Origin of the sequence: Vibrio sp. 779(2023) (genome assembly GCF_033344285.1) — a bacterium.
Taxonomy (GTDB): domain Bacteria; phylum Pseudomonadota; class Gammaproteobacteria; order Enterobacterales; family Vibrionaceae; genus Vibrio; species Vibrio alginolyticus.
This window is the reverse complement of sequence record NZ_JAWPOM010000015.1, coordinates 1-12,277: the sequence shown is the minus strand read 5'-3', so window position 1 is coordinate 12,277 and position 12,277 is coordinate 1. Positions and strand designations below refer to the sequence as shown.

General features: G+C 45.4%; 14 protein-coding genes. 10 read left to right on the top strand and 4 right to left on the bottom strand.

Features of this window, described 5'->3' with window-relative positions; genetic code table 11:
* The first annotated feature begins 7 nt into the window (after window positions 1–7).
* The 6 genes from R8O70_RS17500 to nirD all read left to right on the top strand — a co-directional run bounded on the left by R8O70_RS17500 (window position 8) and on the right by nirD (window position 6,971).
* Window positions 8–589, top strand: coding sequence for an ANTAR domain-containing response regulator (locus R8O70_RS17500; RefSeq protein ID WP_206952866.1), 582 nt, complete (start codon window positions 8–10; stop codon window positions 587–589).
* 265 nt (window positions 590–854) lie between these two features.
* Window positions 855–2,219, top strand: coding sequence for a CmpA/NrtA family ABC transporter substrate-binding protein (locus tag R8O70_RS17495; protein WP_005375887.1), 1,365 nt, complete (start codon window positions 855–857; stop codon window positions 2,217–2,219).
* A gap of 72 nt (window positions 2,220–2,291) precedes the next feature.
* Complete coding sequence (locus tag R8O70_RS17490; protein WP_005375889.1) at window positions 2,292–3,257, top strand: ABC transporter permease; 966 nt, start codon at window positions 2,292–2,294, stop codon at window positions 3,255–3,257.
* Window positions 3,258–3,268: 11 nt separating this feature from the next.
* Window positions 3,269–4,105 carry an ABC transporter ATP-binding protein gene (locus R8O70_RS17485; protein ID WP_064376516.1) on the top strand — a complete coding sequence of 279 codons (837 nt, stop codon included), beginning with the start codon at window positions 3,269–3,271 and terminating at the stop codon, window positions 4,103–4,105.
* A gap of 10 nt (window positions 4,106–4,115) precedes the next feature.
* Window positions 4,116–6,635: a nitrite reductase large subunit NirB gene (gene nirB, locus R8O70_RS17480; RefSeq protein WP_258624088.1), complete on the top strand. Its 2,520-nt coding sequence runs from the start codon at window positions 4,116–4,118 to the stop codon at window positions 6,633–6,635.
* Complete coding sequence (gene nirD / locus R8O70_RS17475; RefSeq protein ID WP_033907001.1) at window positions 6,636–6,971, top strand: nitrite reductase small subunit NirD; 336 nt, start codon at window positions 6,636–6,638, stop codon at window positions 6,969–6,971.
* Window positions 6,972–7,069: 98 nt separating this feature from the next.
* On the opposite strand, the gene R8O70_RS17470 is transcribed toward nirD, so the two are convergent.
* Together R8O70_RS17470 and R8O70_RS17465 are read right to left on the bottom strand one after the other, a co-directional pair.
* Window positions 7,070–7,474 (bottom strand): PPC domain-containing DNA-binding protein, encoded by a 405-nt coding sequence (locus R8O70_RS17470; protein ID WP_226083046.1) that lies wholly within the window; start codon window positions 7,472–7,474, stop codon window positions 7,070–7,072.
* 1 nt (window position 7,475) lies between these two features.
* On the bottom strand, window positions 7,476–8,051 hold the full coding sequence (locus tag R8O70_RS17465) for a TetR/AcrR family transcriptional regulator (RefSeq protein ID WP_009701863.1): 576 nt from the start codon (window positions 8,049–8,051) through the stop codon (window positions 7,476–7,478).
* A gap of 284 nt (window positions 8,052–8,335) precedes the next feature.
* Between R8O70_RS17465 and R8O70_RS17460 the strand changes: the two genes are divergently transcribed.
* From R8O70_RS17460 to R8O70_RS17445, 4 genes are all read left to right on the top strand, one after another.
* A complete protein-coding gene (locus R8O70_RS17460; RefSeq protein WP_033907003.1) occupies window positions 8,336–8,950 on the top strand; it encodes a glutathione S-transferase family protein in 615 nt (204 codons plus the stop codon).
* 220 nt (window positions 8,951–9,170) lie between these two features.
* Window positions 9,171–9,431 carry a hypothetical protein gene (locus tag R8O70_RS17455; protein ID WP_005375908.1) on the top strand — a complete coding sequence of 87 codons (261 nt, stop codon included), beginning with the start codon at window positions 9,171–9,173 and terminating at the stop codon, window positions 9,429–9,431.
* 29 nt (window positions 9,432–9,460) lie between these two features.
* Window positions 9,461–10,690: a PP2C family protein-serine/threonine phosphatase gene (locus R8O70_RS17450; RefSeq protein WP_025767704.1), complete on the top strand. Its 1,230-nt coding sequence runs from the start codon at window positions 9,461–9,463 to the stop codon at window positions 10,688–10,690.
* Window positions 10,671–11,132, top strand: a complete 462-nt coding sequence (locus R8O70_RS17445) for an ATP-binding protein (protein WP_053349943.1) — start codon at window positions 10,671–10,673, stop codon at window positions 11,130–11,132. Before R8O70_RS17450 ends, R8O70_RS17445 begins: the two co-directional genes overlap by 20 nt.
* A gap of 70 nt (window positions 11,133–11,202) precedes the next feature.
* Here R8O70_RS17445 and R8O70_RS17440 read toward each other — a convergent pair whose 3' ends face one another.
* Window positions 11,203–11,394, bottom strand: a complete 192-nt coding sequence (locus tag R8O70_RS17440; protein ID WP_025767706.1) for a hypothetical protein — start codon at window positions 11,392–11,394, stop codon at window positions 11,203–11,205.
* Between the two features lie 34 nt (window positions 11,395–11,428).
* On the bottom strand, window positions 11,429–11,764 hold the full coding sequence (locus R8O70_RS17435; RefSeq protein WP_017820226.1) for an Hpt domain-containing protein: 336 nt from the start codon (window positions 11,762–11,764) through the stop codon (window positions 11,429–11,431).
* Window positions 11,765–12,277 lie beyond the last annotated feature (513 nt).

The following is a 12,277-nucleotide window of genomic DNA, read 5'->3' as shown; positions in this document are numbered from 1 at the left end:
AATGTGCATGACTCAATCAACGTCAAAAACACCCATCATAGTATGCTGCGATAGCCACCAAGAGCAGGCTCGATTGTCCGGCTTATTGAGCAAAGATTACGACAACATCATGGGTTGCCAATTGGCACAACTAGAAACGTTAATGCAACGAGAACCGTCAGCAAGCGTTGTGGTTGGATGGCAGCAACCAACTGCGGAACTGCGTTTGATCGTCGATTTCTGCCGCAGAAAATCGGCACCACTTCTTATCGTCTTAAAGCAATTATCATCCAATGATATCAATCGTTTATCAGAAAAAATGGACTATGTGCTCATGCCGCATGATAGTGAGTTTGCACTTCAACCTTGGATTGAACATGCGACATTAGTGAGAACGAAATTCGAAAGTATGCAATCGGAAATTGAATCGCTGACCCACAAGATTGAAGAGCGCAAGCTGGTGGAAAAAGCCAAAGGTCTGCTGATGAAGATGCACAGCGTTGATGAAGAACAGGCTTACAAAGCGCTTAGAAATTCAGCTATGCAATCCAGCCAAACGCTCGCACAAGTTGCCAAGAATTTGATAACTACTTTGGAAGTGTTGGATTAGTTGCTCTACCACTTTGGGGTTAGGGTGCATTTTCTAACGTGGTGCGTGTTGCACTATCAGCAAGCAATAACAGGGAAAAATAAACGGTAGAATATACTAATTCATTGTATCTACTGTAAAAAATAAGTTGGCACAGTAATTGGATTAGTAGAATTGGGTTTATTGTTGAATCGCTTATCTCAATTATCAACGGCGGTAATTGTAGACTTAGCAACGGCGCTACTGCTCTTCGGAGTAGTGGCGCTTTTTTTATGGGAGCAAACCAATGAAATGGAGTTCGATGCTGAAAGTGTCAGCAATTTCGTTATCGGTATTCACCACGGTCAGCGTAAAGGCAGAGTTGGGTGAGCCAGAAATTGAAGACCTGAAGTTTGGTTTTATTAAGTTAACCGATATGGCACCGCTGGCGGTTGCTTATGAGAAAGGCTTTTTTGAAGACGAAGGCTTGTACGTCACTTTAGAAGCACAAGCAAACTGGAAGGTGCTTTTAGACCGAGTCATCGATGGTGAGCTTGCTGGCGCGCACATGCTTGCTGGTCAGCCATTGGGCGCGACGATTGGTGTCGGCACAAAAGCAGAAGTGATTACCGCGTTCAGTATGGATTTAAACGGCAACGCAATCACGGTTTCCAATGATACTTGGGAACAGATGAAGCAATACATTCCAAAGCAACCAGATGGCAAACCAGTTCACCCAATCAAAGCGGATGCACTGAAGCCTGTGGTCGACAGCTATCTGGATAAAGGCAAACCGTTCAACATGGGGATGGTGTTCCCTGTATCGACGCACAACTATGAGTTGCGATACTGGTTAGCGGCAGGTGGGATTCATCCAGGCTTTTACGCACCAGACTCAGGCGATAACAGTGGCCAGTTGGATGCTGACGTTCTTTTGAGTGTTACACCGCCACCACAAATGCCAGCAACAATGGAAGCGGGCACGATCAAAGGGTACTGCGTAGGCGAACCATGGAACCAACAAGCCGTATTCAAAGGCATTGGTACGCCAGTCGTGACCGATTACGAGATCTGGAAGAACAACCCAGAGAAAGTGTTTGGTGTTTCTAAAGCTTGGGCTGAGAAGTATCCAAACACGCACATTCGCGTAGTGAAAGCCTTGATTCGGGCGGCACATTGGTTGGATGAAAACGACAATGCCAACCGCCAAGAAGCAGTGAAGATGCTATCAAAAAGCGAATACGTTGGAGCCGATGCCGAAGTTATCGCCAACTCGATGACGGGCACATTTGAATACGAGAAAGGCGACAAACGAGACGTGCCAGACTTCAACGTGTTCTTCCGTCATAACGCCACTTATCCGTATTACAGCGATGCGATTTGGTACCTGACCCAAATGCGTCGCTGGGGACAGATCTCAAGCGAGAAATCCGATGATTGGTACATGGATGTCGCAAAAGAGGTTTACCGTCCGGACATTTACCAACAAGCGGCTCAAGCACTGATTGAAGATGGTGTGTTGAGCAAAAAAGACTTCCCAGATTTTAGTGCTGAAGATGGTTTCCGTGCGCCACAAACACACTTTATCGACAACATCGTTTATGACGGTCGCGAGCCAAATAAATATCTAGAGAAGTTCTCTATCGGGCTTAAAGGAAAAGACAAGGTTTAACCATAACGATAAACGCCACAGGCGAGGGAATTCGCTTGTGGCAACAAGGATGTAAATTTCTTAGGAGTGAGTATGTCTAGTAATGTCATTTCCCTGTTTCCTGCTAAGCAGGTAGTGAACCGAAGTCGGCTGGTGCTTTTGCCCGTCATTGGCTTGCTGATCTTTTTGGCAATGTGGCACTTAGCAGCGAGAGAAGTGCAAACCTCATTAGGTACGCTACCAGGGCCAGTGCAAACTTTTCAGCAGTTCAGCAACCTTGTCGATGACCATTGGCAAGAGCGAGAAAAGGAACAAGCGTTTATCGAGCGTCAGGAAAAGCGCAATGCTGCGAAGTTAGCGAAGAATCCAGACGCGGAAGTGAAGATTCGTCCTTACACAGGTAAACCGACGTTCTTCGACCAAATCATAACAAGCTTAGTGACCGTAACTGCGGGCTTTTTGCTGGCGACGGTTATCGCGATTCCGCTTGGCATCGTGCTTGGTCTTAATCAAGGGCTGTATCAAGCGTTCAACCCAATCATTCAACTGCTCAAGCCCGTATCACCTTTAGCTTGGCTGCCTATCGTCACTATGGTTGTAAGTGCCACTTATGTGAGTGATGACCCGATGTTTGCTAAGTCGTTCATCAACTCTCTGATCACTGTAGCGCTGTGTAGCTTATGGCCGACGCTGATTAACACCGCTGTGGGTGTAACAAGCGTTGATAAAGACTTAATCAACGTGAGTAAAGTGCTTCAACTTTCGTGGTGGCAGCACATCCGCACCATCGTATTACCTTCTGCCATTCCAATGATCTTCACAGGTTTACGTCTCTCTTTAGGTATCGCTTGGATGGTGTTGATTGCGGCAGAAATGCTCGCGCAGAACCCAGGGTTAGGCAAGTTCGTTTGGGATGAATTCCAAAACGGCAGCTCGGCATCATTGGGGCGCATCATGGTGGCAGTCATCACCATTGGTTTTATCGGTTTGATGCTCGATAGAGGCATGCTGCAACTTCAAAAGTGGCTGTCTTGGAATAAACAACAAGCGTTGAGATAAGGGAAACGATCATGGAAAAAGCATTATTAGATCTAACGCGTTTAGGGATGCGATTCCCAACGCCAGATGGCGAGTTCATCGCGCTTAAGAACGTCGATTTACAAATCAATAAAGGCGAGTTTGTATCCCTAATTGGTCACTCTGGCTGTGGTAAATCAACGGTATTGAACTTAGTCGCAGGGCTGCACATGCCAACAGACGGCGGCGTGATCGTCGATGGACGAGAAGTATCTGGACCAGGACCTGACCGCGCAGTGGTGTTCCAAAACCATTCATTATTGCCTTGGTTAACCGTGTATCAAAACGTTGAGTTAGCTGTAAAGCAAATTGCCGGCAAAAAGGGCAAAGCGTGGATTCAGGAGCAAGTGAATCACTATTTGGAGTTGATTCAAATGCAGCATGCCGCGCACAAAAAGCCGGACGAAATCTCTGGTGGTATGAAGCAGCGAGTCGGCATCGCCAGAGCACTGGCACTTCAACCAAAGGTTCTACTGATGGATGAGCCATTTGGCGCGTTGGATGCGTTAACACGTGCGCATTTGCAGGATGCACTGATGAAGATTCAAGCCGAGCTAAACAACACTGTCATCATGATTACCCATGACGTGGATGAAGCCGTACTGCTATCCGACAAAATCGTGATGATGACTAACGGACCGGCGGCAACCATTGGTGAAGTGTTAGAAGTGAATCTACCTCGCCCTCGTGAGCGTGTCGCACTGGCGGATGATGCGCAGTATCAGAAGTGTCGACAAGCGGTGCTGAAGTTCCTTTACGAGAAGCAATCCAAAGTCGAGATTCCTGCTTCGAAAGAAGACAAACCCAAAACCGCAGCGCAAACGGCATAAGGAGGCAGCGATGAACAGTCCTTTAACGATTCCAGTAAAGAACGCATTGAGCCACATCGTTGTGGTAGGCAACGGTATGGTCGGGCAACACCTCGTCGAGCAATTAGTGCAGAAAAACGCGCATTTGGAGCACCGAATTACCGTGATTGGTGCAGAGCGCTTTATCGCGTATGACCGTGTACAACTTTCTTCTTTATTTGCGGGTAAGTCTCATGATGATTTGATGCTGAGTAACCAAGAATGGTACGACATGCATGGCATCCAACTCGTACTTGGCAGCCAAGTAACAGGCATCGACAGAGAGCAAAAGCGCATTCTGCTTGATGGTGAAGATGTGCTGGGTTACGACCAACTCGTGCTCGCGACCGGTTCTTACCCGTTTGTGCCGCCAATTGAAGGTAAAGACCGAGACAACGTGTTTGTCTATCGCACGCTTGATGATCTTTCACAAATCAAAAAGGCATGTGAAGGCGCAAGAACAGGCGCAGTGATTGGCGGCGGCTTGTTGGGTTTAGAAGCGGCAAACGCACTCAAACTATTGGGGCTAGAAACTCACGTCATTGAGTTTGCACCTCGCCTGATACCCGTGCAGTTAGATGATGGTGCTGGCTTAGTGCTAAAAGAGAAGATTGAAGCACTAGGGCTAACCGTTCACACCTCAACGGGTACGGAACGAATCTGCGATGGTGAAACGGCTAAGCATCGTATGGTGTTTAAAGACAAAGATCCTCTCGAAGTGGATGTGATTGTCTTCTCCGCAGGCATTCGTCCTCAAGATGAGTTGGCAAGGCTGGCTGAGCTAGAAATAGGCGAGCGAGGCGGCATTGTGATTAATAACCAATGCCAAACCAGCGATGAGAACATTTACGCGATTGGCGAATGTGCCCTTTGGGAGCAGAAGATCTTTGGTTTAGTCGCACCCGGTTACACCATGGCGAGAACCACTGCCGATATCTTGACTGGTATGCCAAGCGAAGGTTTTAAAGGCGCAGACATGAGCACCAAGCTCAAGCTACTTGGGGTGGATGTGGCGTCTATCGGCGATGCACAAATGCAAACCGAAGGCGCACAGGAAATGGTGTTGCAAGATGCGGTTGCAGGCATCTACAAAAAGCTGGTGGTTGATGCGAGCGGCACCCAATTGCTTGGTGCGATTCTCGTTGGTGACAACAGCGACTACGATGCGCTCTTACAGTGTTATTTGAACAAAACGGTTCTACCAGACCACGCAGCGAACCTGCTGTTTGATACCGGAATGCTTGATGGAGAGATGCCAGACAGCGCCATCATCTGTTCTTGTCACAACGTCACAAAAGGCGACTTAGTTGCCGAGATACAAGCTGGCACTACCAACCTGACGGACCTTAAAGCCAACACCAAAGCCGGTACTGGCTGTGGTGGCTGTAGCAATATGGTCAAGTCGGTATTGGATACTCAATTAGCAGCCATGGGGGTAGAGGTCAACAACCACCTTTGTGAGCACTTTGAGTTAAGTCGCCAAGAGATGTTCCATATTTGCCAAGTGGAACAAATCAAAGACTTCGACACCTTAATTGCACTGCATGGCAAAGGGCATGGGTGTGATATCTGTAAGCCGACAGCAGCATCTGTGTTTGCTTCTTTGTGGAATGAACACATCATGGAGCCTCAACATCAATCTCTGCAAGATTCTAACGATGCTTTCATGGCAAACCTGCAAAAAGATGGCTCTTACTCGATTGTACCTCGTGTTCCGGGCGGCGAAATCACACCAGACAAACTCATCGTGCTAGGCGAAGTTGCTCAGCAATACGATCTGTACACCAAAATCACTGGCGGTCAGCGCGTGGATTTATTTGGCGCGCAGTTAGAACAGCTTCCTGAAATCTGGCAAACCTTAATTGATGCTGGTTTTGAAACAGGGCATGCCTACGGTAAATCGGTGCGCACCGTGAAATCTTGCGTCGGCTCTACTTGGTGTCGCTATGGTGTTGATGACTCGGTCGGATTAGCTATTGAGTTAGAGAGCCGCTACAAAGGATTGCGAGCGCCCCATAAGCTTAAGTTTGCCGTATCGGGCTGTACTCGCGAGTGTGCAGAAGCGCAAAGTAAAGACATTGGGGTGATCGCCACCGAAAACGGCTGGAATCTATACGTTTGTGGTAATGGCGGCATGAGACCACGACACGCTGATTTGTTTGCATCCGACCTATCCAAATCAGAGTTGATCACCATGATCGACCGAGTATTGATGTTCTACGTCAGCACCGCAGATCGCTTGCAGCGTACGTCGGTGTGGATGGAGAACATGGAAGGGGGCTTAGATTACCTTAAACAAGTGATTTTGGATGACTCTCTCAACCTATGTGACTCTTTGGATGAACAAATGGCACGAGTCGTAGATACCTATCAGTGTGAGTGGAAGAGCACGTTGGATAATCCTCAAAAATTGCAACGCTTCCGTCCTTTCTTGAACAGCACGTCGGGCAGCAAAGTCTTGCCGTACCAACGTGTGCGCGGTCAGCGTATTCCCGTGAAACAGGAGGTGTAAATGGCAGCTTTAACTAAAGTGAAATTGTGTCAGCTTGATGACCTAATGCCGTTCATCGGTGCCACGGTGTTGATTGAAGGCGAGCATGTCGCGTTATTCTACATTCCCGATAACGGTGTTTACGCTGTTCAGGATTGGGACCCAATTGGTAAGGCTTATGTGATGAGTCGAGGGATCGTCGGTGATATCGATGGTGAGATGTGTGTTGCATCACCACTGTACAAACAGCATTTCAGTTTAAAGAGTGGGCAGTGTTTGGAAGATGAAGCGTACTGTCTAAAAACTTGGCAAGTAACGGTCGACGATAATCAGGTTTGTTATTTAGTCGAAGAATGATCCTAGAAATTTGCCTGCTCGATATGAGTAAATTCTTAGCGTAAGAGATAAGCGAATAAAGCTCCAGAGACACCACAGTATGGCTCTGGAGCTTTTAATTATTCGGAAGGATTCACTTGTAGTTCGGTATAGCCAGTCGAGTCGTCCATCGCTCTAGTGAACTCAAGCTCTGAGTAAGAATGGATGATCAATTCTGCGGTAGTATCAATCACTGTGCCTTCCAGCAAATGCCCACCCCAAACTCGTCCATCACGATCAGACACCGAGATATGAACGTGCTGATGCTCAGGCGTTAGTGTTCCCATCACAGAGACGATTTCAAATGGCTCTTGTTTGGTTAACGTACTCTCTGCACCTGCCAAACGAAGGTTGAGGTCAGTGACACAACCAACGCATGAAGCAATCGAGCCTGCTTTGATACCATGCTGCTCGACCAATTTCGCTAGGCTCAGCTTTAAGTCCATGCCTTTGGTAAGACGTACTGCTATCACTTCAATCGACATGTCACTTCCTAATCAAAACCAGCAAGCAGGAAAGCGCCGTATCCAAGTCGGCATAACGTTTGGCTTTGCCAAGTACGCGCATACCTTGCATGTTGTTGAGAACAAAACGAGCAAGCTCTTCTGGTTTCAGCGTTTTCGGCACTAAGGTTTCTTTTTGTGCATTGGTCAGCGCATCCGCAATGATGTCGATAAGATGGTCAAACAAAAAATGCCCTTTGCGCAGTACATCATCGTCTTCACCAGCGTGCTCAATCAACGCATTTTGGATAAAACACCCACAGCTGCGTTTGCGTTGCAGATCAGCAAAAGATTTAAGGAACGATTCCAACTCAGGTAAAGACGCGTCGTCTTTTTCCAAATCATTCAGTGACGGTAGCGAGACCTTTTTTAAGTAAGTATCGAGCGCTTCGTAGTAGAGCTGTTGCTTGTCACCATAGGTGTTGTAAAGACTGAAGCGGTTGATGTTCAGTTCGTCGGTGAGATCCGAGATAGACGTGTTCGCAAAGCCCTTGCGCCAAAACACATCCATAGCCACGAGAAGCTTTTCATCTCGGTCGAAGTTGGCTTTTCTTGCCATAAATTACCTGCCTGGGTCTGCTTATTGGGTAATTAAATTGCTTTGGAGGGATGGTACAGAGAACCTCTAGCGTTAGAACTGAACCAATATGATGAATACCCATCTATTCTTGGGTATCAGCCCCCAAATTCATGTGAACTCACAAACGGCATCAAAAATCTCGCTCAGCAAACAGACCCACAACTGTTTGAAAATTTTTGATAGTGAAGTTCTTGACTGATCGTTTATAAACTGACTACAGTATATCCTAACCAATCGGTTAGAAAAAGATAAAAGGATGTGAAATGAAGCTCTATGAAACCGCAATGACTCCAAGTTGTAAGCGAGTTAGCATTTTTCTGAAGGAAATCGGTGGCGAGGTTGAGCGAATTGCGCTGAACGTTCGTGAGGGCGATAACCTATCTGAACCGTTTAAATCGAAAAGCGTGAATGGCAAAGTGCCTCTGCTGGAACTGGATGATGGTACGACGATCTGTGAAAGCGTGGCGATTTGTCGCTACCTAGATGAAGCGTTTGGAAATGATCTGGCGCTGTTTGGTGCTAACCAGCTCGAACGTGCTCAGGTAGAAATGTGGCATCGTGTGGTGGAGTTCCAAGGACTAAATGCGGCATTTCAGGCGTTTCGAAACATGACCGGAGTTTATGGAGACAGAGAACGTTGTGTTGAAGCATGGGGCGAAGAATCAAAACAACGCGTCTACGAATTTCTGCCTGTCTTAGACAAGCGTCTTGAACATAATGATTTTATCGCCGTAGACCATTTTACTATTGTCGATATAACAGGCTTTATCTTGATCAGTTTCGCAATTAAAGGCCTAGAAATTGATGTGCTATCGACGTCGCCAAACATTGCTCGATGGTATAACCAAATTTTAGCTAGACCTGCATTTCAGAGTTAATGTATTGCAGCGAGTGGATGATAGCTCGCTGCTACTACCTTACCGATTCTTAACTCAGCAGGATATTCAAATTTTTTCAGATTTTTCTTATTTTTTCTCCTATCGCCTATAATTGGAAAAACAACCTCAATTTGCTTCGTTGCGTTTTAGAGCCTCGAGCTCTTGGTCCGTAGACGCTCTCTTTCATCATGGAAAGTCTAATAATAGACAAGGAGAGGTCATGAATATTCAAGTGAAAACTATCAATAATATTCTAATAGCCCTGTTAATGGTTTCGGTTTTTGGTCTATTCGCACTGTACCTCAATTACACACAGCAGAATGAACAGATTGAAAGGCTGCAAAGTCAGTTAATCGAAAAAGAGCATCAGATACTAATTTCTAATGAAGCGTTGTCTTACACTCGATATCAACACCAATTATTAGCCGAAGACTACAGCCGTTTTAGAAATGAGCAGTCAGTGACTAGTGTTTTGCGTTAGCCAGTAAAGCAACCGTATTAAGGAGGAAGATGAAACCCATTCTTTTGGTCGATGATAGTAAAACAGTCCTGCTTTACATCAGCAGTGCATTGGAAAAGCAAGGCTATGAAGTGCTTGCTGTTGAAGACGGACGAGCGGCGCTCGAAGTGCTAACCCACCGCCCTGATATTCAGTTTGTGCTGAGTGATTTAATGATGCCTGGAATTAGTGGTATTGAATTGTGTCGCCAATTAAAATCTAAAGTTAGCGAGCGTTACATTTTCTTTGTTCTACTGTCTTCTAGAAATGACCAAAGTTCGATCGTGAAAGGCATTGATGCTGGCGCAGATGATTTCGTAGATAAGAAGACGTCTGTAGAGGAACTTCAGGCCAGAATCCGTGCGGGGTTTCGTACTTTAGAACTGCACAACAAACTCGTTGAGAGAAATAAAGAACTAGATGCGGCCTATCAAACAATTCACCAAGACCTGCAGTCTGCGAGTCATCTGATGGAGCAACTACTCCCTTCTGAATCAACTATCCAAAATATACAGTTTAGTTATGTCTACAAACCATGCTCCCAGATTGGTGGTGATATGTTGGGGTATTTGGAGCTCGATGAACAACATGTTGCGTTTTATGTATTTGATGTTTCTGGTCATGGTATTTCTTCAGCTTTGATGGCTTTTTCTATTCAACAAACGCTATCTCAAAGTCAGGGGCCTGATTCGATCACGATGGAGTTGAGAGATGACGGCTATTGCGTAAGTGAGCCTGCATCTGTGATTGAACGGCTAAATCGGCGTTATCAGCAAACTAGAAACAGTCAACTTTACTTTACTATGGCTTACGCCATTCTTAACACAAAATCAGGGCGACTTAGCTATTGCACGGCTGGCCACCCCAGGATCTTAGTTTGGCGAGCGAGTACGAAAACGATGGAACAGATAGGTGACGATAACTTTATCGTTGGTGCAATGCAGCCGATGGAATATATCGGTAACCAAATTAGTCTGGATGAGGGCGATGCATTGTGGCTTTATTCGGATGGTTTGATTGAAGCGAGGCAGGGTGAGGAGATGTTTTCACTACAACGATTGGCATCGAGTATAAAAGCTGTTTGCACGCTGACAGTTGAAGACCAAGTGGGAGACGTCTTTAAAAAAGTACAATCTTGGCATAACGAAGATGAGTTTGATGATGATGCCAGCCTTTTACAGGTAAAATGGCATGGTGAGAGGCTCGATTTTAAGGAAAAGAATGTCAAAGAGCGAATTTAAACGAACTTACGGGAGCTCCCTTACTCACTCACGAAGTGCGAGCAAAGACGTTGTTCGGTTTTTGATGGGTCATCAAATCCCCTTAAATGCAATTCAATCATTGGAGCTTTGTGTCGTTGAGCTCATGAATAACGCTTATATTCATTCTTACAGTGAAATAGAAGGCCTGCCAATTGAAGTGGAGTGTAGGGTTGGGGATGACCAAGTGTCCGGTTTCGTGGAACTGAGAGTCTCTGATTGCGGAGCGCCGATCAATGAAAAGACGTTCATCCAACATAAAAACAAACAGATTGAGGCACCTAACTTAATGGATGACGATAGTTGGTCCTCCTCTGGTCGCGGACTGATGTTAGTCGCTCAATTATCTGACCTGTTTAAATTGGAAAAAGGTTTCGAAAACAATACGTTTGTTGTAGTGAAAAGGAATAGGGAGAGAAACTAACAACCAAGCAAAGTCGATTTCCTTCACTTGGTCCCTAGCGTTAATCTGACGGTTGCGTTGTATATCATTGTTATTTTGTATTCGTTGTTGGTGCCGGTGATAGTAACGCCTCCAACTCTTCTGGTGTTAGAATATCACTGATGTTTAACATATTACTTTCATCATCTAGCGCCATCTTTGTACGGCTAAGTAAGTACCTTTTTTGAGTTGGTGTTAGGTCTTTGAGAGACTCAATCAACTCCCTGAAATTGCTATTATTCATTGCCATATTTCCCCCAGTTAAGCCTTGAATTTCTTTATTGCATATTCTTCAAGTAAGCGAAGATTTGTTGATTAATTGCAGCTAGCTCTTTAGTAACTATAGCTATATCTGAGCTATCTGGCGCTGTATCGTTTCTGGTTTTTTCTTCTATTCTTTGAAACGCAATGACCGCGGTGTCTTCTCCGAAACTCTCTAGAATGCCCTTTAAACTATGAGCTAATAGATAGAGTTCTGACCAACATCTGCTTGCATATAGCTCATCTATACGCTCTATATCACTCGTGTGATCTTCGAGGTATGTAGAAAAAACAGTGACGATGAGATCTACGTCGTTATCCATGTATGTATTGAGAACATCAAAATTAATCATGTATACCCCTATTAAACGTTGAGGTAGAGGAATGTTTCGGATAATGAAGGCTTAGCCGAAGGTATGAATGGCATAACCAGTATTTGAGCAGAAATAGTTTGCTTGTCGCTTGAGATAAACTTACAAAAAGAAAGTCATTGTTAAAGATATTTTGACTTATATCCAAACGGCAATGGTCGAAATGTAGGGATGAAAAAACTTCAACTCGCGTGTTTTTAACACAAGTAGCAAAGGGGACGTTTCCACGTAAAACGCCGAGTCGGTAAGTGTCTTGCAGTCCTAGTTTAAGGCTATCGTTACATACGGACGCCAGACGTTCGCCAACTTTGACTATTCCTTCAGTCAAGGCTAACTCTCCTCATTAAGTACAAGTATAAATTAGCAATCTAGTTGCATATTGGCAAGTAATCTGCGGCAAAAAAGGGACTCGCGTCCCTTTTGTTTTCAGCCCTAAACCACCTACTTCAGTAGGTGGTTATCATCCGTTTCGGCTTTGCCTGTAAAACTACTCAT

What these genes read in the sequence shown, in the direction of transcription:
- R8O70_RS17495 (WP_005375887.1), top strand. Translation starts at nt 855, where the DNA reads ATGAAATGGAGTTCGATGCTGAAAGTGTCAGCAATTTCGTTATCGGTA.
- R8O70_RS17445 (WP_053349943.1), top strand. Translation starts at nt 10,671, where the DNA reads ATGTCAAAGAGCGAATTTAAACGAACTTACGGGAGCTCCCTTACTCAC.
- R8O70_RS17460 (WP_033907003.1), top strand. Translation starts at nt 8,336, where the DNA reads ATGAAGCTCTATGAAACCGCAATGACTCCAAGTTGTAAGCGAGTTAGC.
- R8O70_RS17455 (WP_005375908.1), top strand. Translation starts at nt 9,171, where the DNA reads ATGAATATTCAAGTGAAAACTATCAATAATATTCTAATAGCCCTGTTA.
- R8O70_RS17440 (WP_025767706.1), bottom strand. Translation starts at nt 11,394, where the DNA reads ATGAATAATAGCAATTTCAGGGAGTTGATTGAGTCTCTCAAAGACCTA.
- R8O70_RS17490 (WP_005375889.1), top strand. Translation starts at nt 2,292, where the DNA reads ATGTCTAGTAATGTCATTTCCCTGTTTCCTGCTAAGCAGGTAGTGAAC.
- nirD (WP_033907001.1), top strand. Translation starts at nt 6,636, where the DNA reads ATGGCAGCTTTAACTAAAGTGAAATTGTGTCAGCTTGATGACCTAATG.
- R8O70_RS17465 (WP_009701863.1), bottom strand. Translation starts at nt 8,051, where the DNA reads ATGGCAAGAAAAGCCAACTTCGACCGAGATGAAAAGCTTCTCGTGGCT.
- R8O70_RS17435 (WP_017820226.1), bottom strand. Translation starts at nt 11,764, where the DNA reads ATGATTAATTTTGATGTTCTCAATACATACATGGATAACGACGTAGAT.
- R8O70_RS17485 (WP_064376516.1), top strand. Translation starts at nt 3,269, where the DNA reads ATGGAAAAAGCATTATTAGATCTAACGCGTTTAGGGATGCGATTCCCA.
- R8O70_RS17450 (WP_025767704.1), top strand. Translation starts at nt 9,461, where the DNA reads ATGAAACCCATTCTTTTGGTCGATGATAGTAAAACAGTCCTGCTTTAC.
- R8O70_RS17470 (WP_226083046.1), bottom strand. Translation starts at nt 7,474, where the DNA reads ATGTCGATTGAAGTGATAGCAGTACGTCTTACCAAAGGCATGGACTTA.
- R8O70_RS17500 (WP_206952866.1), top strand. Translation starts at nt 8, where the DNA reads ATGACTCAATCAACGTCAAAAACACCCATCATAGTATGCTGCGATAGC.
- nirB (WP_258624088.1), top strand. Translation starts at nt 4,116, where the DNA reads ATGAACAGTCCTTTAACGATTCCAGTAAAGAACGCATTGAGCCACATC.